We start from the raw sequence: 21,372 nt of genomic DNA on the forward strand, positions 1-21,372 counted from the left end.
AAGGCCCCCGACGTCGCCGTCGGGGGCCTTTTTCTTGGGCGATTAAGCCGTGGTCAGTGGGCGTGTGCGCCGCCGATCATTGGCGCTCCCATCCGCTTGTCGCGCGCCACCAGCCGGGCATAGACATTGCCCAGCACGATGCCGAACACGGCGTGGGTGATCAGCAGCCAGGCGAAGGTGCCGAAGCCGGCGCCGGCCGTGAAGGTCCGGTAGTTTCCGAACATGACGATGGCGGCCATCATCAATACCCAGGCGCCGACGGCGAAGACGATGCCCTTGGTTTCAGGCGTATCGGTCGGCAGTCGGGGACACAGGATGGCGAACAGCGGCCCCAGGATGAAGACGCCGCTGATGACGTGGACCACCCACCCGGCGGCCAGATTTCCCGGCATGCCCATCATGCTGGCGATTACCCCCTGGAAGGGATCGAACCAGTTGAGGAACATATTGGGTATTTCGAGCAAGGATACGGCCATGGTCGCCGCAAACCCGGCGATCAGACCCTTTTGTACGCGTGACATCATGACCTTAGCGCCTCCCAACGCATGAGTGGTTCTCTGATAACGCGCAGACAGGATACGCCTGACTGGGAAGCGACGTGTTCACGTTCCTGTGGTTAGCGGTTGCAGCAACGCAACCGCAATAATGTCCGCTAACTAGCGGAACAGCTTGCGGAAATAGCGCCGCACCTGTTTGCGGCCACGCGACAGGCGACGACCAGACCGTCTGGTCACGACCTTTTCGGCGCGGAGGGCCTGTTGCCAGAAGACCGGCGCGAACTCGGGCTTCTTCCGCATCAGGCGGCGGAACGGATAGATCCATTTGGGTCGGGCATACTGCGCGCGGATGAACTGACGTTTGGCCCAGAACGAGCTCTTCAGGATCAGCATCAGGCCGACGGCGATCACTGGAATGCCGCCGGGCCCCGGCAGGGGCGCGATCAGGATGCCCAGCAGCACCACGAACAGGCCGCCGATCATCAGCGCCCAGCGTTTGACCACGCGCAGCATGCGGCTACGCGGTTTCGAAGGCTGGACGAAGAGGACGGGGAGTGTGGTCACGGATGCGCCAGATGGGGAGGGGAGGCCGTCATGACAACGGTCGCCACGACCGCCCGATCCCTCGTCGGGAAAGGAAAAGGCGACCGTGACGACCTTGCCACAACCCTTTTAAGGCTCTGCGTCGATGGCGGATCGGTGTCCGGCGAATGAAGCTTTGGTCATGAACCCCAGTCGTTCGCCGGCTGTGGCCGACGCAACACGGATCAGCCGTAGCGGACGCTGGTCAGCCGCTCGGATTCGGCCCAAAGCCGGCGCGCGACTTCGGCATCGTGGGCCTGAGGCTTGATCTCGGCAGGGCCGGGCGGTCCCTTCATCTCCATGACGCCCTGGGGCCCGTAGTAGTCGCCGCCCCTCACCTGGGGCAGGGTGGCGGCCATCACGGTCGGCAGGGCGCCGTCCGCGGCGGAATGGCTGATCCAGGGCTGAAGCAGCCGCCCCGCCGCCATCATCAACCCACCGGCGCCCGACTGGGCCGGACCATTGGCGATCAGGTCGGTCCTTGCGAAGCCGGGGTGGGCCGCCGCGCTAGTCAGGTTCCACCCCTGAGCCTGGCTGCGCCGGTCCAGTTCGATGGCGAACATCAGCATGGCCAGTTTGGACTGCTGATAGACCGGCCACGGCTTGTAGGCCGTCTTTTCGTAGTTGAGGTCGTCCAGCAGGATACGACCACCGCGGTGGGCCATACTGGACAGTTGGACGACGCGTGCCTGGGCTTGGGTCAGCAGGGGCAGCAGGCGGCCCGTCAGGGCGAAATGCGACAGGTAGTTGGTGCCGAACTGCATCTCGAACCCATCGGCCGTGGTCTGCCGTGTCGGTAGGGCCATCACCCCGGCGTTGTTGATCAGGATGTCGATGGGCCGTCCTGCCGTCAGCTGGCGATCTGCGAAGGCGGCCACGGACGCCAGGTCACCCAGGTCCAGAAGGTCGAACCGTACATCGGCGCCGGGATGTCGTGCGCGGATCAACCGCTCGGCCTCGGCCCCCTTGGTCGGATTGCGGGCCGCCAGCACCACCTCGGCGCCCTTCGCGGCCAGCACCAGGGCGGTTTCCAGGCCCAGACCGCCGGTCGCGCCGGTGATGATGACCAGCTTGCCGCTCTGGTCGGGAATATCGGCTGTGGTCCAGGTCGTCATTTCGCTATCCTGTCGCTGAAATATGGTGTCTCGAAGGGTTCCGGCTTGCATATCTGCATCCGGTGCAAATATGCAAGAAGTGCAAGAAAAGATTTCCGTCAACGATCAGGGACTGCGTGAGCGCAAACGGGTGGAGACGCATGCTCGTATCCAGGCCGAGGGCATGCGCCTGTTCCTCGACAGGGGGTTCGAGGCGACGACCCTGGACGAGGTGGCGCAGGCGGCGGACGTGTCGCGCCGAACCCTGCTGAACTATTTCGGGTCAAAGGAAGAGATCGTCTTTTCGGCCAAGGCGGGATTTCCGCAGATGGTCGCGGACGCCATCGCCGCACGGCCGGCAGACGAGCCGTTGCTGGATATGGTGGAGAACGCTTTCGTCGATCTGGCGCAGCAGCCCCAGTCCGAGGAGACCAAGGCGGTCGCCATCCTGATCCACGGCACCCCCTCGCTGAGGGCAGGCGACCAGGCGAAATACGAACAGGTCGAGCGGCTGCTGGCCGAAGCCCTGGCGGCGCGCAAGGGCCTGGCGTCCGACGACATCGCCTGCCGCGTCGTCGCCGGGACGGCGGTCAGCATCATGAAGCTGTCGCTGGACGCGTGGCTGGCCCATCCCGACGCGCCGCCCGAGACGTTCGGACGCGCGGCCTTCGCGGCGCTGAGACGGGCGGCGGGCTAGAGATCGCTGTTTAACCGCCGTCATCCTCGCCCTTGTGGCGAGGATCCAGACTCCCGATGCGTCCGCAGCGAACGCGCTGGTCGAACACCGGGAGTCTGGATCCTAGGGACAAGCCCTAGGATGACGGGGCTTAGATTTACGCCGCCTGGTTCGATCCTGCCGGCGTCGACCAGCGCAGGACGGGCGAGCGGGCGGCGCGGGTTTCGTCCAGGCGTTTCAGCGGCGCGTGGAAGGGCGCGCCCTTGAAGCGGTCGACGTCGCCGGCCTTCGCCGCCTCGGCCAGCAAGCGCATGGCGTGGATGAAGCGGTCCAGTTCGGCCTTGGACTCGGTTTCCGTAGGCTCGATCAGCATGGCGCCGTGGACGACCAGCGGGAAATACATGGTCATTGGGTGGAAGCCCTCGTCGATCATCGCCTTGGCGAAGTCGAGCGTGGTGATGTCCGTGCCCTTCAGCCATTCGTCGTCGAACAGGGCCTCGTGCATACAGGGGCCGTCGGGGAAGGCGGCCGACATCAGGTCCGACAGGCGAGCCTTGATGTAGTTGGCGTTCAGGACGGCGTCCTCGGCCACCTGACGCAGGCCGTCGGCGCCGTGCGACATCATGTAGGACAGGGCGCGCACATACATGCCCATCTGGCCCTGGAAGGCGCACAGGCGACCGAAGGCCTGAACGGCCTCGTCTTCTTCGCGCTCGATCAGGCGATAGCCATTGTTGTCATGCACGACCCAGGGGGCCGGGGCGAAGGCCGCCAGGGCTTCGGACAGCACCACCGGACCCGCGCCCGGACCGCCGCCGCCGTGCGGCGTGGAAAAGGTCTTGTGGAGGTTGATGTGCATGGCGTCGACGCCGAGGTCGCCCGGACGAACCCGGCCGACGATGGCGTTGAAGTTGGCGCCGTCACAGTAGAAGTATGCGCCGGCCTCGTGCGTCAGGCGGCTGATCTCCAGGATGTCGCGCTCGAACAGGCCGCAGGTGTTGGGGTTGGTCACCATGATGGCGGCGACGTCGTCACCCAGCTTGGACGCCAGGTCGGCGACATCCACGCGGCCGTCCTCGGTCTGGGCGACCTCTACGACGGTGTAGCCGACGAAGGCGGCCGTGGCCGGGTTGGTGCCATGGGCGCTGGTGGGCACCAGCACCTTGCGGCGCTTCTCATGCTGACCCGAGGCCTCGTGCGCAGCGCGGATGGCCATCAGGCCGCACAGTTCGCCGTGCGCGCCCGCCTTGGGCGACAGGGCGACGGCGGGCATGCCGGTCAGGGTCTTCAGCCAGTGGGCCAAGGTGTCCATCAGTTCCAGCGCGCCCTGAACCGTCGAGATCGGCTGCAGCGGGTGGATGTCCGAGAAGCCGGCCAGACGCGCCATCTTCTCGTTCAGGCGCGGGTTGTGCTTCATCGTGCACGAGCCCAGCGGATAGATGGCCAGGTCGATGGCGTGGTTCTTTTGGCTCAGGCGCACATAGTGACGCATGGTCTCCGGCTCCGACAGGCCAGGCAGGCCGATCGGATCCTTGCGGACCAGGTCGCCCAGGTCGGAGCCGTCCGTCTTGGGTTCCGGCAGATCGACGCCGGTCTTACCCCAGCCGTCGCCCTCGAAGATCAGGGCTTCGTTCTGCAACAGGCCCCGGCCGCCGGTCAGGGTGGCGGGCTTTGAAGCGACTTCGTTCGGGGCGGTCGGGCGGCCGACGGTGTTCATGGTGCTCATGGTCGTTATCCCTTACGCGCCGAGGACTTTGGAGAGCGACTTGGCGAGGATCTGGATGTCGGCATCCAGCGTCGTCTCGGTCGCGGCGACCAGCAGGACGTCGTCCATGCCGGCGTCGGGGGCGAGGCGGCTGTAGGGCACGCCGGCCAGGATGTGGTGACCGGCCAGCGCATCCACGACCTCGGCCGCATTCCTGGGCAGGCGCACCGCGAACTCGTTGAAGAAGCGGTCGGTCAGGATTTCGACGCCGGGGATGGCCGCCAGGGCGTCGCGGGTGGCGACGGCCTTTTCATGGTTCAGCAGGGCCAGTTTGCGCAGGCCCGTCTCGCCCAGCAGGCTCATGTGGATGGTGAAGGCCAGGGTGCAGAGGCCCGAGTTGGTGCAGATGTTCGAGGTCGCCTTGTCGCGGCGTATGTGCTGCTCGCGCGTCGACAGCGTCAGGACGAAGCCGCGCTCGCCGTCGGCGTCCACGGTCTCGCCGGTCAGGCGGCCGGGCATCTGACGGATCAGCTTCTCGCGCGTGGCGAACAGGCCGACATAGGGGCCGCCGAAGTTCAGGGCGTTGCCGATCGACTGGCCCTCGGCCGCGACGATGTCGGCGCCCATTTCGCCGGGCGATTTCAGCAGGCCCATGGACACGGCCTCGGTGACCACGACGATCAGCAGGGCGCCGGCGGCGTGGGCGGCCTCGGCGATCTTGGTCACGTCGGTGGCGGTGCCGAAGACGTTTGGGGTCTGGACGACGACGCAGGCGGTGTCAGGACCGATCTGGTCGATCACGGCGGCCTCGGCGTCGATTGCGGCGGGCAGGGCCAGGGTCTCGACGCCGACGGCGTGGACCACGGTCTCGGTCGCCTTGACGTAGTGGGGGTGAACGCCGCCGCTGATCACCGCCTTGTTGCGGCGGGTCACGCGGGTCGCCATCAGCACGCCTTCGGCCATGGCGGTCGAACCGTCGTACAGGCTGGCGTTGGCGACCGGCATGCCGGTCAGGTTCGCGACCTGGGTCTGGAACTCGTACAGATACTGCAGGGTCCCTTGGGCGATTTCCGGCTGATAGGGGGTGTAGCTGGTCAGGAACTCCGAGCGTTGGATCACGTGATCCACCGTCGCCGGAACGTGGTGCTTGTAGGCCCCTGCGCCGCAGAAGAAGGGCACGGCGCCGGCCGTGGCGTTCTTGGCCGCCATGGCGGACAGGGCGCGTTCGACCTCCAGCTCGCCGGCCACGCGGGGCAGGTCCACGGGGCCGTCCAGCCGCGCCGACTGAGGCACGTCCACGAACAGGTCGTCGATCGATTTCGCGCCGATGGCGGCGAGCATCGCCGTGCGGTCGTCGGGCGTCAGGGGGAGATAACGCATTGCCGGTTTCCTTCACCCTTCATCCTCGGGATTGACCCGAGGACCGGATGTTGTGCGGCTCGTGCGTCAAAGGCTTCGCACGAGTGGTTGATCGTCCGGCCCTCGGGTCAAGCCCGAGGGTGACGGAGGTTGAAATTAAAGGGTGGCGAGGAAGGCGTCGTAGGCCGCCTGGTCCATCAGGGCGTCCAGTTGCGAGGCGTCCGAGACCTTGATCTTGGCGAACCAGCCGTCGGCTTCGGCGGCCGAGTTGACGGTTTCCGGGGCGGTCGACAGGGCGTCGTTGGCCTCGACCACTTCGCCCGAGACGGGGGCGTAGACGTCGGAGGCGGCCTTGACGCTCTCGACGACGGCGAAGCTGTCGCCCTTGGCGACGGTCTTGCCGACCTCAGGCACCTCGACGAACACCACGTCACCCAAGGCGTCGGCGGCGTGTTTGGAGATGCCGACGGTGGCGATGTCGCCGTCCAGGCTGACCCACTCGTGATCCTTGGTGAACTTCATTTTGCTTCTCCTGTCTCGTCATCCTCGGGCTTGACCCGAGGATCGGATGTTGTGCGGTCCGTGCGCCGATGTCTTCGCACGAGCGGTTGATCGCCCGGCCCTCCGGTCAAGCCCGAGGGTGACGGGAGTGAATGTTACGCCTTCGGCTTCCGGTAATAGCGTTGCGCCACGAAGGGCATGGCGACGACTTCGGCGGCGGCGGTCTTGCCGCGCACGATGACCTTCAGGTCCGCGCCCAACGCGAAAAACGCGGGGGGAACGAAGCCCATGGCGACGTTCTTGCCCAGCGTAGGGGAGGGGCCGCCCGAGGTGACCTTGCCGATGACGTTACCGTCCATGTCGGCGATCTCGGCGCCTTCGCGGGCCGGGGCGCCTTCCTTGACGATCAGGCCGACGCGGACGCGCGTGGGGCCGTCGGCCAATTCGTGCATGATCCGCTCGGCGCCGGCGAAGTCGGCGCGTTCCTTGCGCGACTTGGACAGGGCGAAGGTCAGCGCGCCTTCGACCGGGCTGGTCGTCGGGTCGATGTCATGGCCGTGCAGGGGCAGGCCGGCTTCCAGACGCAAGCTGTCGCGGGCGCCCAGGCCGATCGGCTTGACGCGGGCGTCTTCCAGGATGGTGTTCCAGACGCGCTCGGCCTGATCCGCCGGCACCGAGATCTCGTAGCCGTCCTCGCCGGTGTAGCCCGAGCGCGAGACATAGCAGTCGGCCCCGAACAGCATCAGGCGGGCGCATTCCATGAAGCCCATCTCGGCCAGGATCGGCTCGTGCGCGGCCATGACCTCGGCGGCTTCCGGGCCCTGAATGGCGATCAGGGCCCGGTCCAGCACGGTCAGTTTGGCGTCGCCTTCAAGGTTCGCCTCCCAGAAGGCGAAGTCCTCGTCCTTGTTGCCGGCGTTGACGACGACGAACAGGCCGTCGTGGTCGGGGCGGCCGGCCATCAGGTCGTCGATGATGCCGCCGTCCTTGTTCAGCAGCAGCGAATATTTCTGCTTGCCGGCCTTCAGGATCGCATAGTCGCCGGGCACGAAACGTTCGAACTGGGCGGTGGCGTCCTCGCCGGTGATCTTGCACTGGCCCATGTGCGACACGTCGAACAGTCCGGCGTGTTCGCGGGTCCAGCGGTGTTCGGCCAGGACGCCCTCATACTGGACCGGCATGTCATAGCCGCCGAAACCCACCATGCGGGCCCCCAGCGCGCGGTGCGCGGCGTTCAGGGGCGTGGTCTTCAGGGCTTGATCGGTCATGGTTCAGGCTTTCACGGTCGCGTGTTGTGGCGGAGCTCCGCCGTCCTCGCGCCCCCGCTGTCCTGAAGCCTGAGAGATTCCGGCGACCAAATCATGTCGCCTTGCTCCGTCGGCGCGCCCATCGAGAGCGACTTTCCAGCGTCCGTATGCTGTCGCGGTCCGTTTGCCTGAGCGTTTCCGGGGCGGTTGCGCCTTCGGCGTCGAGGCCTGTTTCCAGACTCCGAACTCTCCCGCGAGAGCGCTCGACCTAAGGCATCGACTCTGGCCCCAAGTCAAGCGGTCGGGGAACAAGGATGCGTGGGGCGGGTTGTCGTTAAGAACCCCCGTTCGAAACCCAGGAATTCTAAAATGTCGATTATAGACAAGCTGTTCGGCGACAACGACAAGCCGCGTGACACCCCCGCCAAGGCCGACGGCCCGATGCAGAAGGTGCTGGACGAACTGGCGTCTCTCAGGGGCAAGCCGATCGAGACCCTGTCGCCGGCCGAGGCCCGTCAGCAACCGACCCCGACCGACGCCGTGAAATCCCTGCTTCGCAAGGACGGCAAGGACCCCAGCGACGACCTGGGGGTCAAGACGACCGACATCACCATTCCCGGCGCCGCCGGCCCGATCCAAGCCCGCATCTACAAGCCGCACGACCATTCCGAGGACAAGCTGCATCCGGTCGTGGTCTATTTCCACGGCGGCGGCTTCGTGATCGCCGATCTGGACGTCTATGACGGCGGCCCACGCGGCGTGTCCAAGATGGCCGATGTGATCGTCGTCTCGGTCCATTATCGCCAGGCCCCGGAACACCATTTCCCCGCCGCACACGACGACGCCCTGGCCGCCTATCGCTGGGTGCTGGACAACGCCCAGAGCTTTAACGGCGACCCGCAGAAGGTGGCGGTGATGGGCGAAAGCGCAGGCGGTAACCTGGCCATCGGCGTGTCGATGATGGCCCGCGACGCCGGCCTGCCGGCGCCGAAACATCAAGTGCTGGTCTATCCGGTCGCCGGGGTGGACATGGACAATGAGTCCTACGTCGAGAACGCCGACGCCAAGCCGCTGAACAAGCCGATGATGAAGTGGTTCGTGAAGAACATCTTCGCCAACGAGGCCGACGCCCAGGACCCGCGCATCAATATCGTGGAGAAGGCGAACCTGGCCGGCCTGCCGTCCTCGACCGTCATCTGTGCCGAGATCGACCCCCTGCGCACCGAAGGCGAACTGCTGGCCGAGAAGTTGGAACAGGCGGGCGTGGACGTGCGTCACAAGACCTTCCACGGTTCGACGCACGAGTTCTTCGGTATGGCGACAGTCGTGCCGGACGCGGCTGCGGCCCAGACCTTCGCTGCGCATGAGCTGAAGCGCGCGTTCGGCACGGCGATCCTGCCGATCTGATCCTCCAAAATCATTCCCGTCACCCTCGCCCTTGTGGCGAGGGTCCATACTCTCGGTGCTCGCCGGTGCGCCGCGTCGTCGACGGAGCGTATGGATCCCAGGCACAAGGCCTGGGATGACGGCGGGAGGAGATGGAGAGGGTTTCTGTCTTGCGGTGGCGCGTCTCGCCCGCCAAGAACGGGCGACCTTCAGAACCGGATCGACCGCATGACCCGCACCAGCCTCGACGCCCATATCGCCGCCCTGGATGTGGCCGAGGGTCTGAAGACGGTCCTGACCGTCGTCGCCGCGACCTGTTCAGAGATCAGCAAGGTCGTCGCCGGCGGCGCTCTCGCGGGGGCTCTGGGCGCCTCGGGCCAGATCAACGTCCAGGACGAGGAGCAGAAGAAGCTCGACGTCATGACCAACGACATGCTGACCGACCCCCTGCTGGCCAGCCCCGCCGTCGCCGGCGTCGCGTCGGAAGAGATGGACGAGGTTCAGCCGGCGTCCCATTCGACCGGCGCCTATCTGGTCCTGTTCGACCCGCTGGACGGCTCGTCCAACATCGACATCAACGCCCCCGTCGGCACCATCGTCTCGGTGTTGAAGTCCGCCACCGCGACGCCGACCGAGACCGACTTCCTGCAACCCGGCCGCAATCAGGTCGCCGCCGTCTATGCCGTCTATGGGCCGCAGACGATGCTGGTCCTGACGACAGGCGCGGGCGTGAAGGGCTTCACCCTGTCGAACGACGGCGACTGGATCCTGACCCACGACGACATCGCCATTTCGCCGGACACCAAGGAGTTCGCCATCAACATGTCGAACCTGCGCCACTGGGCCGAGCCGGTGCAGACCTATGTCGGCGACCTGTTGAAGGGCGAGGACGGTCCGCGGGCTAAGAACTTCAACATGCGCTGGGTTGCGGCCATGGTCGCAGACGTTCACCGCATCCTGATGCGCGGCGGGGTGTTTCTCTATCCGTGGGACAGGCGCGAACCGACCAAGCCCGGCAAGCTGCGCCTGATGTACGAAGGCAATCCGATGGCCTTCCTGGTCGAACAGGCTGGCGGCAAGGCGACGACGGACGGCGTGCAGGCGATCCTGGATGTGCAGCCGGAACATCTGCACCAGCGCATTCCGGTGGCGCTTGGCTCGGCCAACGAGATCGACGCCTACGCGGGCGTGTGATGCAGATCGCGGCGACAGACGCCCTTCTGGTCATCGACCCGCAGAACGACTTCTGCGAGGGCGGCAGTCTGGCGGTCGCGGGCGGGGCGGGGATCATGCCGCTGATCAACCGGCTGGCGGACCGGTTCGGCCGGGTGATCCTGACACAGGACTGGCACACGCCGGACCAGATTTCGTTCGCCTCCAACCACCTCGGCGCGGCCCCCTTCACCGAGATCGAAGTCGCCTACGGTCGCCAGATGCTTTGGCCGGATCATTGCCTTCAAGGCACGCCCGGCGCCGACTTCCATCCCGACGTCGCACCGACGTTGCGCAAAGCCCTGGCCGTGATCCGCAAGGGCTACAATCCGGCGGTCGATTCCTATTCCGGCTTCTTCGAGAACGACCATCGCACGCCGACCGGCCTGGGCGGCCTGCTGCGTGAACTGGGCGTGACGCGTGTCTTCCTCGCGGGCCTCGCCTTCGACTACTGCGTCCGCTTCACAGCCGAGGACGCGGTGCGCGAAGGCTTCGAGGCCGTGGTGATCTCCGACGCCAGCCGGGCCATTGCGCCACAGACCGAAGCGGCGGCGCGGGACAGTTTCCGGGCGCTGGGGGTGGTGGAGATCGAGGCGGATAGCCTGTTAGGCTGACCTCCCTTTTCGTCATCCTCCGGCGAGCGCAGCGAGACCGGGGGATCTAGGGGCGCGCGTGAGCGCGAACGAGACGCTCCACACATCGTGCGGCGGACGCATCGCCTTCGGCGCCGCTGGCTCCGCCGGTCAGCGCCGCCGCGCGGCTTGCCGGAGGATGACGAAAGTAGAATTAGTGGGCGGCAGCGTAGGCTTCCACCTCGGCGACCCGAGCAGCCTTCTCCGCCTCGCTCAGGAACGACCCCTCGAAACTGTTGCGCGCCAGCAGCGTCACCTGATCCTTCGTCAGGCCGACCGCCGCCGCCAGCCGGCTGTAGTTGTCGTTCACGTATCCGCCGAAATAGGACGGGTCGTCCGAGTTCAGGGTGACGTGCAGGCCCCGGCGCAGCATTTCGGGCACGGGGTGATCCTTCAGATCGTCGACGACACACAGTTTCAAATTCGACAGCGGGCAGACGGTCAGGGTCATCTGCTCGCGCGCCAGCCGCTCGACCAGGGCCTCGTCCTCCATAGACCGATTGCCGTGGTCCATCCGGTCGATGTTCAGCAGGTCCAGCGCCTCGTGGACATAGGCCGGCGGACCCTCCTCGCCGGCGTGGGCGCACAGTTTCAGGCCCAGGTCGCGGGCGGCGGCGAAGACGCGCTGGAACTTGGACGGCGGATGACCGACCTCCGACGAATCCAGCCCCACGCCGATGAAATGATGCAGATAGGGCTTGGCCGCCTCCAGCGTCGCGAAAGCCTCGTCCTCGGTCAGGTGACGCAGGAAGCTGAGAATCAGGCCTGAACTGACGCCCAGTTCCGCCTTGGCCCGGTCCATGCCCGCGATCAGCCCCTCGACCACGACGCCGAACGGCACGCCCCGGTCGGTATGGGTCTGGGGATCGAAGAAGATCTCGGCGTGCCGCACATTGTCGGCGGCCGCCCGCTGGAAATAGGCGAAGGCCAGATCCTCGAAATCCTTGCGGGTCAGCAGGACGGCGGCCCCGGCGTAGTAGATGTCCAGGAAGTCTTGCAGGTTCGAGAAATCATAGGCGGCCCGGACCGCCTCGACGCTGTCGTAGGGGATGGACACACCGTTGCGCTGCGCCAGTTCGAACATCAGTTCCGGCTCCAGCGAGCCTTCGATGTGCAGGTGCAGTTCAGCCTTGGGCAGGCCGGCGATATAGGTGTCGAGCGACATGGGCGATCTCCGGGAGGACATCGCCCAGTCTAACCTACATCCGCTCCGGCGTGTCGATTCCCAGTAGGTTCAGCGCGATTTCCAGCTGGCGCAGCGCCGCCGCCGACAGGGCCAGACGCGAACGTTTGGTCGCCTCGTCAGGCGCGATCAGGACGGGGCAGGCGGCGTAGAATTTCGAGAACGACTGCGCCACGCGATAGGCGTGCTCGGCCACCAGGTGCGGCATCCGCTTGTCGTAGGCGTCGGACACGGCGGTGCTGAATGCGTCCAGCGTCAGGGCCAGGTCGCGTTCGGCCGGTTCGGCGATCACGATGGCGCCGGGCGTCAGTCCCTGTTCGGCGCCCTTGCGCAGCAGGGATTTGATGCGGACCGACTGGTACAGCAGATAGGGGCCGGTCTTGCCCTCGAAGCTCATGAACCGGTCGAGGTCGAAGACGTAGCTGGTGGTGCGCGCGTTCGACAGGTCGGCGAACTTGAGGGCGGCGATGGCCACCTTGTGCGCGATAGCTTCGAATTCTTGAGGCGACAGGTCGTCGCCAAGCTTGGCCTCGTGCAGACGCTCGCGCGCCTTGTCCGTCGCCTGATCGATCAGGTCGCGCAGTTTCAGCACCCCGCCCGCGCGGGTCTTGAAGGGTTTGCCGTCCTGGCCGTTCATGGTGCCGAAGCCCAGATGCTCAAGCGCGCCCGGTTCGGCGTAGCCGGCCAGGTAAGCGGCGCGGAACACCTGTTCGAAATGCTCGGCCTGGCGTTCGTCGACGACATAGAGGGCCAGGTCGGGCGACAGAGCCTTCTTGCGGTCCAGGATCGTGGCCAGGTCGGTCGTGCCGTACATGGCCGAGCCTTCCGAGCTGATGACCAGCAGAGGCGGAGGCGACGGCGCCTCGATCACCGAGCCGTCGGCCAGCTTCTTCTTGCGGGTTTCGCCCGGCTTGGCGACATGGACCACCTGGGCGCCGTCGTCCTCGACCAGCAGGCCGGTCGCCTTCAAATGCGCCAGCATTTCCGGCATCTGGGGGTCGGCGTCGCTCTCGCCGTTCCACAGGTCGAAATCGACCGAAAGGTCGCCGTATTCACGCTTCAGCGCCTCGCGGCTGACGGCCACGAAATGCTGCCAAAGCGCGCGGTAGCCGGGACGCCCGTTCTGCAGCTCCGCCGTCGCCTTGCGGGCGCGGTCGCGGAAGGCGGGGTCTTCCTTGGCCTTGCCTGCCGCCAGCGGATACAGCCGGTCCAGGTCGGCCAGGGTCACGGGACTGTCGGCCGGGAAGGGACCGTCGCTCTCGGCCATGAAGCCTTCAGCCAGGCCTTCGTCGCCGCAGGCTGTGATCAGCAGGCCCATCTGGAAGCCCCAGTCGCCGAAGTGGGCGTCGCCGGTGACGTGGTCGCCCCGGAAGCGGAACAGCCGCTTCAGGCTCTCGCCAATGATGGCGCTGCGCAGGTGGCCGACGTGCATCGGCTTGGCCACGTTCGGACCGCCGAAATCAATCACCACCTTGCGCGGATCGGCGACGGCGGCGGCGCCGGCGTGCTCGGCGTCGGCCGAGACCTCGGCGGCGCGTTCGGACAGAAGCGCGTCAGAGAGCTTCAGATTGATGAAGCCTGGCCCCGCCACCTCGACCGAGGTGAAGCGCGGATCGGCCGTCAGGCGGTCGGCGATCTTCGTCGCCAGTTCGCGCGGATTGGCCTTCAGCGCCTTGGCGGCGGCCAAGGCGCCGTTCGACTGGAAGTCGGCCAGGTCGGGGCGGTCCGACGGCGTGACGCGCGCCAGGGCCGCATCCACGCCTTCGGCGGCGAAGGCGGCGGCGACCGCTTCGCTGAGGACGGTCTTCAAATCAGCCATTTATTCGCTCGGTGCGGCGGCGGGTGCGGGCGCGGCGGGCGTCGTGCCGGCGTTGACGCGGAAGCGGCTGCCCGAGCGGTTGAACTCGGCCATCTCCGGCGTCACGTCGAAACCGACCAGGATCTCGAAGTTGCCGCCGCTGGTGTCCACGCCGGCGCGGGGGATGACGATGGTGCGTTCCTCGTTGACCGAGGCGGTGCGCTGACCGGCGAAGTTCACCGGCAGGTCGAAATATTCCTTGGACAGGATGGCGCTGTTGCGCTCGGTCACGGCGACCCAGTAGCGATAGGTGCGCTGGTCGCTGGTCGCCTGAGGCCCGCGGCCCAGTTGGAACAGCATGCCAATGTCCACGCGAATCGGATCGGCCTCGCGATATTCGCAGTCCGACGAAATGCCTTCGATCTCGCCGGTGTAGCCGACGTTGGAAATGGCGGCGCGGCCGCCCTCCAGCTCGACGTAGCGGGCGGCGTCGTAGAGGATCTTCACATAGGGGCAGGGGCCGGCGTTGGCGCGGCGACGCAAGGGGGCGATGCGCGGCGCGCGGCTGGGAGCGGCTTGCTCGCCCGAGGCCGGCTGTTGTTGTCCGCCGCGCTGGCGTTGAGACGTTTGAGCCTCGGCGGCGACAGGCAGGACGGAGGCCGCAATCGAGAGGGCGGCCAGGGCGGTGAACACGCGACGCATCAGCTTATTTTTCCGACAGCGAGAGAGGGCGCACGATGATCGGCGGCCGATCATCAACGCTCGCCGCTGATAGCGGCTAAAGCGAGGCGCGGCAAACGCTTGCTGGCCTGTCAGCGCTCCATCACCAGACAGGTCGAGGTCGCGGTGGCGTACAGCTTGCCATCCAGCCCGCGCAGATCGGCCTCGGCGAAGGCGGCGCGGCGGCCGGCCTGAACGATCCGCCCCTCGGCCCGAACGGGCGTGCCTGCGCTCAGCGCCTTGTGAAAGACGGTCTTCAGCTCAAGCGTCGTATAGGTCTGGCCTGGCCGCAGCGTCGAATGGACCACGCAGCCGCAGGCCGAATCCAGCACGGTGGCGATCCAGCCGCCGTGCACGCTGCCCAGCGGATTATAGACGGCCGTGGTGGGGATGGCCTCGAAGACGACACGGCCTTCCTCGACCTCGGTCAGTTCGAAACCGACGGTGCGGGCGATGGGCGCGATGAAGCCGCCGGTCAGGCCCAGGCGAAGCTGCTCGACCCCGGACATGGCGGCGATATCGAGCGTGTCGGTCATGCAAACGGCTCCTGATCAGGTCCGTTTACAATAAGGACGGACGCTGCTGTGGCAAGCGTCCGTCGTCTGCGGTCTTACAGGCCGGGCAGTTTGAAGCCGCCGCTGCGGCGCGGCTGGATCGTGATGGCCTGCTGGCCGCCGGTCAGGGCCTGGAGGCGGGCGGCCTCGGTCGTGGCGTCGATAGTCTTCTGGCCTTCGGCGGTCTGACGCGTGGTGGGGGCTTGGGTCGAGGCGTCGTCCTTGCGCCAGAACATCAGGCGGTTGGCGAAGCTTTCGTCCTTGTGCGCCAGGTCGCCGAACTCGTCGTCGACGACATAGCGGGCCAGGGGATCGGCCTGTTCGCCGCCGGCCTGGGCCACCAGAACCTGCTCGCCCGGCGTGCGGGTGACGGCCTGGCGCTGACCCAGAAGGATCTGACGCGCGGCGCTTTCCGGGGCCAGTTCCTGCGGGCGCGGCTGGCCGGGTGCGGGCGGACGCAGGCCGTACTCGGGCGGGATGCTGAGCGGGGCGGTGGAGACGGTGACGAACTCGTCCGGCACGACCTTGGTCAGGCCGATGCCCTGTTTCAGGCTGCCGCAGGCCGAGACGGCCAGGGCGGAGGAGGCGACGAGGGTCAGGACGGCGACACTGCGGATACGCATGGTTTCAGGCTCTGGTCGGCTGATGCACGAAACGCCGCAACGGCGTTGTTGGCATAGTGAAGACGGGGTGATTACGACTTTTCAGGGGCTACGCCAACCTCGGAGCCTGATCGGCCGAGGCGGCGATCCCGCCGAGGCCGTGAATCAGGCTCGAAAAATGGAAAGCCGGTTCAGGCTTTCGCGGGCTTGTCTGACAGCAGGCTGTCCAGAATCAACAGGACCACGCCGATGGTGATGGCGCTGTCGGCGACGTTGAACACCCAAGGGAAGACGCCCGTGCCCGAGAAGTCGATGAAGTCGACGACATAGCCGAAGCGGATACGGTCGATCACATTGCCCAGCGCCCCGCCCATGACGAAGCCGATGGCGGTGATCAGCAGGCGACGGTTCGACTGCGTAGCCCACCAGGCCAGGCCTGCCGAGACGACGATGGAAAAGATCGCCAGGCCCCAGCGCGCTTCGCCCCCGCCGAACAGGCCAAAGCTGACGCCGGTGTTCTCGACCCAGCTGAAGTTCAGGATCGGCGGCAGGACGGGGACGCGCCCGACCTCGTGCAGCATCACGCCGCTGATGATCCAGGCCTTGGTCAACTGATCCAGGACGATGATCAGGAGGGCGAACACATAGGCGGTGACGGCGAGGCGCGTGATCTTCATGGGGCGCGGTTAGCAGGAAGCGGCGCCGGGGCGAAGCGGAAAACGGCGCGCTTCAGAACAGACTGCCCTGACCGGCCGCCGGCGGCTTTGGCTTGACGATCGGACGCGGCGACGCCGGGCGGGGTTCGCCGCCGTCGATGGTTGCGGGTTGAGACCCGTCGCCGAACACCAGCCGGACGGCCTGACCCGCCTCCAGCGCCCGGGCCGAGGTGATCCAGCCGCCGTCCGAATCCTCGACGCGGGCGAAGCCGGGCTTGGGCCGGCCGGGATCCAGCGTCGTCAGCGCCCGCGACAGAGCCGCCAGACGGTCGGCGTCCCGCTCCAGCCGACGCGGCATGACGCCGTCAAGCCGCGCGCCGACGGCCGCAAGCCGAGCCTCGCGCTGATCCAGCCGCCGGTGCAGCGGTTCGGGCGACAGGCGGGCGGAGACCTGAAGCAGCCGCCGCTCGCCCCTTGCCACGCCGGCTTGAAGGGCCGCTCCCAGCCTATCGCCCGCGCCGCGCAACCGATCCTGACCCCGCTCGATCCGTGTGCGCAGCAGGGCCGGGCTCAGTTTGCCGCCCGTCACCGCCAGATGCCGCTCGTGCAAGGCGACGTTGCGTTGCAGGCCCGATCCGAGGCGGCTGGCCGCGTGATCCAGCCGCTGCTGCGCCAGGGCCAGCAGATCCTCCGGCCGCGCCGGCAGGCCGCGCGCCACGGCCCGCAGGCGCGTGCGCCGATCCTCGATCAGCCGACCGCCTGCCTGAACCATGCGCCGGTCCATGTCGGCGACGGCGTAGCGCAGGTCCGCCAGAACCGGCGTCGCCATTTCCGCCGCGCCGGTCGGCGTCGGCGCCCTGCGATCCGAGACGAAGTCGATCAGGGTCGTGTCCGTCTCGTGCCCCACGGCCGAGATGATGGGGATGCGCGCCGCCGCCACCGTGCGGGCCAGGCCTTCGTCGTTGAAACACCACAGGTCCTCGACCGACCCGCCGCCCCGCGCGACGATCAGCAGGTCCGGGCGCGGGATCGGCCCGTCCGGCGTCATTGCGTCGAAGCCGCGAATGGCGTTCGACACCTGGCCGCACGCCGCCTCGCCCTGGACCACCGCCGGCCAGACGATCACGCGGCAGGGCCAGCGTTCGGCGATCCGGTGCAGCACGTCGCGGATCACGGCGCCGGTCGGGCTGGTAATCACGCCGATGACGGCGGGGAAGGCGGGCAGGGCCTTCTTGCGGCCCGGCTCGAACAGGCCTTCTTCGCGTAGCCGAAGCTTCAGCCGCTCCAACTGGGCCAGCAGGGCGCCGGCGCCGGCCGCCTCCATGCTCTCGATCACGATCTGATAGGACGACCGCGCCGGATAGGAAGTGATCTTGCCGGTGACGATGACCTCCAGCCCGGCCTCGGGCTGCACGCCCAGGCCCCGCGCCGATCCCTTCCACACCACGCCGTCGATGGCGGACTTGTCGTCCTTCAGCGTCAGATAGATGTGGCCCGAGGCGTGGCGGTTGACCTTGGAGATCTCGCCGCGCAGCCGCACATGGCCGAACCGGTCCTCCAGCGTGCGCTTCAGCGCAAAGGACAGCTCCGAGATCGACAGGGGCGGATTGTTGTCGCGCGGGGCAGGGGCCTCTGCCGGTCCCTCGAACACATAGGAGTCGTCGCTCATGGGTTCACCTTAGCCTGCGTCGATCCGCGCGGGAACGCCGTGCGCGCCGCGCCGTTCGACTTTCATGGCCGCCGACCCGCAAGGAACCGATCCGTCCGACCAGGACCCGCATGAGCGCGATCTCTCGCGCCGTGCCGGAGGCGGCGGCGCCATGAGCCCGTGGTTGATCATCGGCTGCATCATTCTGTTGGGTCTGGGCGTCTATGTCCTCTCGGCCCTGCTCTAGTTCGTCAGGAAACGTATGAACCGTCTTGTCTCCCTTGCCACCGTCCTCTGCCTGGGCGCCGTCGCCGCCTGTTCGGATCGCGACGACGATTTCGTTCAGGCCCCCGCGCCGGGCGCGGCCCCGGTCGCCCTGCCGGAACAGCAGGCCGACACGGCGGCGACGAACGCCGCCCTGGCCTTCAACATGAACCGCGACCAGTTGGAGGACGCGGACCTGTATTCGCACGCCAACGCCGATCTGGGCGATGTCGAAACCCTGGTGCTGGACGCCTCTGGCGCCCTGACCCATCTTGTGGTCGAGCTTGAGGGGCCGGGCGACATGAAGGTGCTGGTGCCGGTCGCCGACGTGGCCCCTATCGACCGTAACGGCGACAGGGATCTGGTCACCGATCTGACGCCGGGCCAGCTTCAGGCCCTGCCGGCCTGGACCCCACCCGCACGTTGAATGCAGCGTTAAATCTGACGGGTGCTTGACCGGCCGGCGACGGCCGGTCATTGCCCGGTCTCATGAACATTCTTCTCGTCGGATCGGGCGGCCGCGAACACGCCCTGGCCTGGAAGATCGCCCAGTCGCCGCTCGTCACGCGCCTGGTCGCCGCGCCCGGCAACCCCGGCATCGAGAAGCTGTGCGAGCTTCGCGCCATCAAGGTCGATGACGCCGACGGCCTGGCGGCACTGGCGCGTGAGATCAAGGCCGACCTGGTCGTGGTCGGACCCGAGGTGGCGCTGGCCGCTGGTCTGGCTGACCGTCTGGCCTCGGCGAGCATCCCCTGCTTCGGCCCCACGGCCAAGGCGGCGCAGCTGGAAACCTCCAAGGCCTTCTCCAAGGCCTTCCTCGAACGCCACGAAATCCCCACCGCCGGTTACGGCGTCTATGACACCGTCAAGGACGCCAAGGCCGCGCTGGACGTGTTCAAGCCGCCCTATGTCATCAAGGCCGACGGCCTGGCCGCCGGCAAGGGTGTGGCCATCAGCCCCGACCGCCCCGACGCCGAGGCCGAGATCGAGCGCATGCTGGGCGGCCGTTTCGGCGCGGCCGGCGCCCCCGTCGTGATCGAGGAGTTCATGGACGGCGAGGAGGGGTCGCTGTTCGCCCTGTGCGACGGTCAGCGCGCCCTGCTGTTCGGCGGCGCTCAGGACCACAAGCGCGCCTTCGACGGCGATCTGGGGCCGAACACCGGCGGCATGGGCGCCTATTCGCCCGCTCCCGTCTTCACGCCCGACCTGGTGCAGCAGGCCGACGACCTGATCGTCCAGCCGACCATCCGCAAGATGGCCGAGGAGGGCGCGCCCTATCGCGGCGTCCTCTATGCCGGTCTGATGGCGACCGACGAAGGCCCCAAGGTGGTCGAGTTCAACGCCCGTTTCGGCGACCCGGAATGCCAGGTGCTGATGATGCGGATGGCGGGCGACATCGTCCCCTATCTGCTGGGCTGCGCGCGCGGCGATGTCGCTGGCCTGGCCTCGCCGGCCTTCAAGCCTCAAACGGTGATCTGCGTGGTCATGGCCGCCAAGGGCTATCCCGACAGCCCGCTGGAAGGTTCGATCATCCGCGGCGCCGATCAGGATTTCGGCCCTCACGTCCAGGTCTTCCACGCCGGGACCAAGCGTCGCGACGACGGGCTTCTGGCCGCCTCGGGCGGTCGCGTCCTGAACGTCTGCGCCGAGGGCGACGACATCGCCCAGGCCCGCGAGCGCGCCTATGACGCGATCCGCAAGATCGACTGGCCCGGCGGCTTCAACCGCTCCGACATCGGCTGGCGCGCGCTGGAGCGGGGCTGACCGTATCGGCGGGGTGTGGTAGGAGTTAATCCATGGCTGATCCTGCAATCGATCACGACGACGAAGACCTGTTCTCGACGCCTGATGACGCGGCGGACGAGGCCGCAACCTTGCGGGGTCTGGCGGACGCAGCGGCAGGACGGGTCGTCGACAACGAAACCGTCATGCGTTGGGTCGAGTCATGGTCGACGGCCAATCCGCTGCCCCGGCCGAAATGCGGCTAGTCGTCTGGACGGACCAGGCGCTGAGCGATCTTGAGGACATCAGCCTCTATATCGCCGACTTCAACCCCGCCGCCGCAGCGCGTTTTTTCATTCGATTGAAGGCCGCTGCCGAGAGCCTGGCGCATTTTGCAGACAGAGGGCGGCCCGCCATTCATGGAACGCGCGAGCTGACCCTCGTGAAGCCTTACCTGATCCGCTACGCAATCCTGCCGGATCGGGTGGAGGTCGTCACCATCCGCCATTCAGCCCGACGGCCTGAGCGTTAAACTTTACGCCGCCGCGAACAGCAGCCGGCCTTCGCCCATGCGTTCGCGCAAGCCTGGCAGGTCGGTGTGGGCGACCGAGAAGCATCCGTAGCTGCGGCCCAGCTTGCCTTCGCGCGCAAGGAAGTCCGGGTCGGCATAGTCAGCGCCGTGGATGATGATGGCCCGCTCGCGCGCCTTGTCGTTGGAGTATTCCAGTCCGTCCAGCAGGACGTTCGGCCCCTGCTGTGAACCCCAGTTGGCGCCGGCGGTGGCGTAGGCGCCGACCGAGGACATGTTGGAATCCGGCGTGTTCGAGAATCGCTGGGCAAAGCCGGTGTGGGCCGGATCGGACCCGCGACCGTGGCAGGTGCGCAGGACCTTGACCTCGCCGGCGACCAGATCGACTTCGTACAGGCGTTCCTCGCCCGAGAATTTCTTGAAATCGACCAGATACATCCGGTCGCGCAGCGGCAGGTGGCGGTGATGGGTGTCCAGCGCGGTCATGGCGCGCTCCATCAGTTCCTTGCGCACGTGACCGCGGGGATCCAGCGGCGGAGGCGTCAGGGCAGCGGTCTGGATCGTCGGCAATCCGACCTGCGGCATCGCGATTGGGGCTCCGGTCTGAGCCGTGGTCAGCGGCGCCGTGGCGCTTGCGCTGGCGCATCCCGCCAGCATGGCCGATCCACCCAGAATTAGCCCTCGTCTCGATAGCCGCATGCGACGCCCTCGTTGCGGTTGGTCTTGAGGCGTGTTTGTTTCAGTTGGTTACGGGCGAGGCAACCTGAGCCTTGTGGGGCATTTTTGCGGCCAACGTGTCGCGGGG

The 21,372-nt window shown here is 67.1% G+C and carries 24 protein-coding genes and 1 riboswitch; of the genes, 9 read left to right on the forward strand and 15 right to left on the reverse strand.

Annotated features, from left to right (window positions below; translation table 11 throughout):
* Window positions 1-53: 53 nt before the first annotated feature.
* From CHRYSEO8AT_RS11050 to CHRYSEO8AT_RS11060, 3 genes are all read right to left on the reverse strand, one after another.
* Window positions 54-524: a DUF6789 family protein gene (locus CHRYSEO8AT_RS11050; RefSeq protein ID WP_159849975.1), complete on the reverse strand. Its 471-nt coding sequence runs from the start codon at window positions 522-524 to the stop codon at window positions 54-56.
* A gap of 132 nt (window positions 525-656) precedes the next feature.
* Window positions 657-1,061 carry a PGPGW domain-containing protein gene (locus CHRYSEO8AT_RS11055; protein ID WP_236547514.1) on the reverse strand — a complete coding sequence of 135 codons (405 nt, stop codon included), beginning with the start codon at window positions 1,059-1,061 and terminating at the stop codon, window positions 657-659.
* Window positions 1,062-1,264: 203 nt separating this feature from the next.
* A complete protein-coding gene (locus CHRYSEO8AT_RS11060; RefSeq protein WP_159849977.1) occupies window positions 1,265-2,194 on the reverse strand; it encodes an SDR family oxidoreductase in 930 nt (309 codons plus the stop codon).
* 70 nt (window positions 2,195-2,264) lie between these two features.
* Here CHRYSEO8AT_RS11060 and CHRYSEO8AT_RS11065 point away from each other — a divergent pair, with 70 nt between their 5' ends.
* Window positions 2,265-2,870 carry a TetR family transcriptional regulator gene (locus tag CHRYSEO8AT_RS11065; protein WP_201304414.1) on the forward strand — a complete coding sequence of 202 codons (606 nt, stop codon included), beginning with the start codon at window positions 2,265-2,267 and terminating at the stop codon, window positions 2,868-2,870.
* Between the two features lie 136 nt (window positions 2,871-3,006).
* Here CHRYSEO8AT_RS11065 and gcvPB read toward each other — a convergent pair whose 3' ends face one another.
* The 4 genes from gcvPB to gcvT all read right to left on the reverse strand — a co-directional run bounded on the left by gcvPB (window position 3,007) and on the right by gcvT (window position 7,682).
* Window positions 3,007-4,575 carry an aminomethyl-transferring glycine dehydrogenase subunit GcvPB gene (gene gcvPB / locus CHRYSEO8AT_RS11070; RefSeq protein ID WP_201304415.1) on the reverse strand — a complete coding sequence of 523 codons (1,569 nt, stop codon included), beginning with the start codon at window positions 4,573-4,575 and terminating at the stop codon, window positions 3,007-3,009.
* Window positions 4,576-4,587: 12 nt separating this feature from the next.
* On the reverse strand, window positions 4,588-5,934 hold the full coding sequence (gene gcvPA, locus CHRYSEO8AT_RS11075; RefSeq protein WP_159849979.1) for an aminomethyl-transferring glycine dehydrogenase subunit GcvPA: 1,347 nt from the start codon (window positions 5,932-5,934) through the stop codon (window positions 4,588-4,590).
* A 135-nt stretch (window positions 5,935-6,069) separates the two neighbouring features.
* Window positions 6,070-6,435 carry a glycine cleavage system protein GcvH gene (gcvH, locus tag CHRYSEO8AT_RS11080; protein ID WP_159849981.1) on the reverse strand — a complete coding sequence of 122 codons (366 nt, stop codon included), beginning with the start codon at window positions 6,433-6,435 and terminating at the stop codon, window positions 6,070-6,072.
* Window positions 6,436-6,569: 134 nt separating this feature from the next.
* Window positions 6,570-7,682: a glycine cleavage system aminomethyltransferase GcvT gene (gcvT, locus tag CHRYSEO8AT_RS11085; RefSeq protein ID WP_159849983.1), complete on the reverse strand. Its 1,113-nt coding sequence runs from the start codon at window positions 7,680-7,682 to the stop codon at window positions 6,570-6,572.
* Between the two features lie 145 nt (window positions 7,683-7,827).
* Window positions 7,828-7,925: riboswitch (glycine riboswitch) on the reverse strand.
* Window positions 7,926-8,030: 105 nt separating this feature from the next.
* On the opposite strand from gcvT, the gene CHRYSEO8AT_RS11090 reads away from it, so the two are divergent.
* The 3 genes from CHRYSEO8AT_RS11090 to CHRYSEO8AT_RS11100 all read left to right on the forward strand — a co-directional run bounded on the left by CHRYSEO8AT_RS11090 (window position 8,031) and on the right by CHRYSEO8AT_RS11100 (window position 10,873).
* On the forward strand, window positions 8,031-9,068 hold the full coding sequence (locus CHRYSEO8AT_RS11090; protein ID WP_159849985.1) for an alpha/beta hydrolase: 1,038 nt from the start codon (window positions 8,031-8,033) through the stop codon (window positions 9,066-9,068).
* 207 nt (window positions 9,069-9,275) lie between these two features.
* Window positions 9,276-10,241 carry a class 1 fructose-bisphosphatase gene (locus CHRYSEO8AT_RS11095; protein WP_159849987.1) on the forward strand — a complete coding sequence of 322 codons (966 nt, stop codon included), beginning with the start codon at window positions 9,276-9,278 and terminating at the stop codon, window positions 10,239-10,241.
* A complete protein-coding gene (locus tag CHRYSEO8AT_RS11100; protein WP_159849989.1) occupies window positions 10,241-10,873 on the forward strand; it encodes a nicotinamidase in 633 nt (210 codons plus the stop codon). Before CHRYSEO8AT_RS11095 ends, CHRYSEO8AT_RS11100 begins: the two co-directional genes overlap by 1 nt.
* 172 nt (window positions 10,874-11,045) lie before the next feature.
* On the opposite strand, the gene CHRYSEO8AT_RS11105 is transcribed toward CHRYSEO8AT_RS11100, so the two are convergent.
* The 7 genes from CHRYSEO8AT_RS11105 to xseA all read right to left on the reverse strand — a co-directional run bounded on the left by CHRYSEO8AT_RS11105 (window position 11,046) and on the right by xseA (window position 18,073).
* Window positions 11,046-12,077 carry an adenosine deaminase gene (locus CHRYSEO8AT_RS11105; RefSeq protein ID WP_370514238.1) on the reverse strand — a complete coding sequence of 344 codons (1,032 nt, stop codon included), beginning with the start codon at window positions 12,075-12,077 and terminating at the stop codon, window positions 11,046-11,048.
* Window positions 12,078-12,090: 13 nt separating this feature from the next.
* Complete coding sequence (gene argS, locus CHRYSEO8AT_RS11110; protein WP_159849993.1) at window positions 12,091-13,893, reverse strand: arginine--tRNA ligase; 1,803 nt, start codon at window positions 13,891-13,893, stop codon at window positions 12,091-12,093.
* Entirely contained in the window at window positions 13,894-14,574 is a 681-nt protein-coding gene (locus tag CHRYSEO8AT_RS11115) for a Tat pathway signal sequence domain protein (protein ID WP_159849995.1), read from the reverse strand.
* A gap of 110 nt (window positions 14,575-14,684) precedes the next feature.
* Window positions 14,685-15,128 carry a PaaI family thioesterase gene (locus tag CHRYSEO8AT_RS11120; protein WP_159849997.1) on the reverse strand — a complete coding sequence of 148 codons (444 nt, stop codon included), beginning with the start codon at window positions 15,126-15,128 and terminating at the stop codon, window positions 14,685-14,687.
* 74 nt (window positions 15,129-15,202) lie between these two features.
* A complete protein-coding gene (locus tag CHRYSEO8AT_RS11125; protein ID WP_159849999.1) occupies window positions 15,203-15,769 on the reverse strand; it encodes a DUF3035 domain-containing protein in 567 nt (188 codons plus the stop codon).
* A 170-nt stretch (window positions 15,770-15,939) separates the two neighbouring features.
* Window positions 15,940-16,425, reverse strand: a complete 486-nt coding sequence (gene lspA, locus CHRYSEO8AT_RS11130; protein ID WP_159850001.1) for a signal peptidase II — start codon at window positions 16,423-16,425, stop codon at window positions 15,940-15,942.
* A 52-nt stretch (window positions 16,426-16,477) separates the two neighbouring features.
* Window positions 16,478-18,073 (reverse strand): exodeoxyribonuclease VII large subunit, encoded by a 1,596-nt coding sequence (gene xseA / locus CHRYSEO8AT_RS11135; RefSeq protein WP_159850003.1) that lies wholly within the window; start codon window positions 18,071-18,073, stop codon window positions 16,478-16,480.
* 64 nt (window positions 18,074-18,137) lie between these two features.
* Here xseA and CHRYSEO8AT_RS11140 point away from each other — a divergent pair, with 64 nt between their 5' ends.
* The 5 genes from CHRYSEO8AT_RS11140 (at window position 18,138) to CHRYSEO8AT_RS11160 (ending at window position 20,570) form a co-directional block, all read left to right on the forward strand.
* Complete coding sequence (locus CHRYSEO8AT_RS11140) at window positions 18,138-18,299, forward strand: hypothetical protein (RefSeq protein ID WP_201304416.1); 162 nt, start codon at window positions 18,138-18,140, stop codon at window positions 18,297-18,299.
* Window positions 18,300-18,314: 15 nt separating this feature from the next.
* The gene (locus CHRYSEO8AT_RS11145) at window positions 18,315-18,743 is read left to right on the forward strand and encodes a hypothetical protein (RefSeq protein ID WP_159850005.1); all 429 of its coding nucleotides are present in this window, start codon (window positions 18,315-18,317) and stop codon (window positions 18,741-18,743) included.
* 62 nt (window positions 18,744-18,805) lie between these two features.
* Entirely contained in the window at window positions 18,806-20,080 is a 1,275-nt protein-coding gene (gene purD, locus CHRYSEO8AT_RS11150; RefSeq protein ID WP_159850008.1) for a phosphoribosylamine--glycine ligase, read from the forward strand.
* A 32-nt stretch (window positions 20,081-20,112) separates the two neighbouring features.
* A complete protein-coding gene (locus CHRYSEO8AT_RS11155) occupies window positions 20,113-20,304 on the forward strand; it encodes a CopG family transcriptional regulator (RefSeq protein WP_135195096.1) in 192 nt (63 codons plus the stop codon).
* The gene (locus tag CHRYSEO8AT_RS11160; protein ID WP_236547515.1) at window positions 20,262-20,570 is read left to right on the forward strand and encodes a type II toxin-antitoxin system RelE/ParE family toxin; all 309 of its coding nucleotides are present in this window, start codon (window positions 20,262-20,264) and stop codon (window positions 20,568-20,570) included. The genes CHRYSEO8AT_RS11155 and CHRYSEO8AT_RS11160 overlap by 43 nt, the downstream gene beginning before the upstream one ends.
* A 3-nt stretch (window positions 20,571-20,573) precedes the next feature.
* Here CHRYSEO8AT_RS11160 and CHRYSEO8AT_RS11165 read toward each other — a convergent pair whose 3' ends face one another.
* Window positions 20,574-21,224, reverse strand: coding sequence for a murein L,D-transpeptidase catalytic domain family protein (locus tag CHRYSEO8AT_RS11165; protein ID WP_236547516.1), 651 nt, complete (start codon window positions 21,222-21,224; stop codon window positions 20,574-20,576).
* Between the last annotated feature and the right edge of the window lie 148 nt (window positions 21,225-21,372).

The organism is Brevundimonas sp. G8, from assembly GCF_902506205.1.
Lineage (GTDB): Bacteria > Pseudomonadota > Alphaproteobacteria > Caulobacterales > Caulobacteraceae > Brevundimonas.

Bases quoted from the DNA above. Each gene is read 5' to 3' on its own strand.
- CHRYSEO8AT_RS11050 (WP_159849975.1), bottom strand. From the start codon at position 524: ATGATGTCACGCGTACAAAAGGGTCTGATCGCCGGGTTTGCGGCGACC.
- CHRYSEO8AT_RS11060 (WP_159849977.1), bottom strand. From the start codon at position 2,194: ATGACGACCTGGACCACAGCCGATATTCCCGACCAGAGCGGCAAGCTG.
- CHRYSEO8AT_RS11065 (WP_201304414.1), top strand. From the start codon at position 2,265: ATGCAAGAAGTGCAAGAAAAGATTTCCGTCAACGATCAGGGACTGCGT.
- gcvPB (WP_201304415.1), bottom strand. From the start codon at position 4,575: ATGAGCACCATGAACACCGTCGGCCGCCCGACCGCCCCGAACGAAGTC.
- gcvPA (WP_159849979.1), bottom strand. From the start codon at position 5,934: ATGCGTTATCTCCCCCTGACGCCCGACGACCGCACGGCGATGCTCGCC.
- gcvH (WP_159849981.1), bottom strand. From the start codon at position 6,435: ATGAAGTTCACCAAGGATCACGAGTGGGTCAGCCTGGACGGCGACATC.
- gcvT (WP_159849983.1), bottom strand. From the start codon at position 7,682: ATGACCGATCAAGCCCTGAAGACCACGCCCCTGAACGCCGCGCACCGC.
- CHRYSEO8AT_RS11090 (WP_159849985.1), top strand. From the start codon at position 8,031: ATGTCGATTATAGACAAGCTGTTCGGCGACAACGACAAGCCGCGTGAC.
- CHRYSEO8AT_RS11095 (WP_159849987.1), top strand. From the start codon at position 9,276: ATGACCCGCACCAGCCTCGACGCCCATATCGCCGCCCTGGATGTGGCC.
- CHRYSEO8AT_RS11100 (WP_159849989.1), top strand. From the start codon at position 10,241: ATGCAGATCGCGGCGACAGACGCCCTTCTGGTCATCGACCCGCAGAAC.
- CHRYSEO8AT_RS11105 (WP_370514238.1), bottom strand. From the start codon at position 12,077: ATGTCCTCCCGGAGATCGCCCATGTCGCTCGACACCTATATCGCCGGC.
- argS (WP_159849993.1), bottom strand. From the start codon at position 13,893: ATGGCTGATTTGAAGACCGTCCTCAGCGAAGCGGTCGCCGCCGCCTTC.
- CHRYSEO8AT_RS11115 (WP_159849995.1), bottom strand. From the start codon at position 14,574: ATGCGTCGCGTGTTCACCGCCCTGGCCGCCCTCTCGATTGCGGCCTCC.
- CHRYSEO8AT_RS11120 (WP_159849997.1), bottom strand. From the start codon at position 15,128: ATGACCGACACGCTCGATATCGCCGCCATGTCCGGGGTCGAGCAGCTT.
- CHRYSEO8AT_RS11125 (WP_159849999.1), bottom strand. From the start codon at position 15,769: ATGCGTATCCGCAGTGTCGCCGTCCTGACCCTCGTCGCCTCCTCCGCC.
- lspA (WP_159850001.1), bottom strand. From the start codon at position 16,425: ATGAAGATCACGCGCCTCGCCGTCACCGCCTATGTGTTCGCCCTCCTG.
- xseA (WP_159850003.1), bottom strand. From the start codon at position 18,073: ATGAGCGACGACTCCTATGTGTTCGAGGGACCGGCAGAGGCCCCTGCC.
- CHRYSEO8AT_RS11140 (WP_201304416.1), top strand. From the start codon at position 18,138: ATGGCCGCCGACCCGCAAGGAACCGATCCGTCCGACCAGGACCCGCAT.
- CHRYSEO8AT_RS11145 (WP_159850005.1), top strand. From the start codon at position 18,315: ATGAACCGTCTTGTCTCCCTTGCCACCGTCCTCTGCCTGGGCGCCGTC.
- purD (WP_159850008.1), top strand. From the start codon at position 18,806: ATGAACATTCTTCTCGTCGGATCGGGCGGCCGCGAACACGCCCTGGCC.
- CHRYSEO8AT_RS11155 (WP_135195096.1), top strand. From the start codon at position 20,113: ATGGCTGATCCTGCAATCGATCACGACGACGAAGACCTGTTCTCGACG.
- CHRYSEO8AT_RS11160 (WP_236547515.1), top strand. From the start codon at position 20,262: ATGGTCGACGGCCAATCCGCTGCCCCGGCCGAAATGCGGCTAGTCGTC.
- CHRYSEO8AT_RS11165 (WP_236547516.1), bottom strand. From the start codon at position 21,224: ATGCTGGCGGGATGCGCCAGCGCAAGCGCCACGGCGCCGCTGACCACG.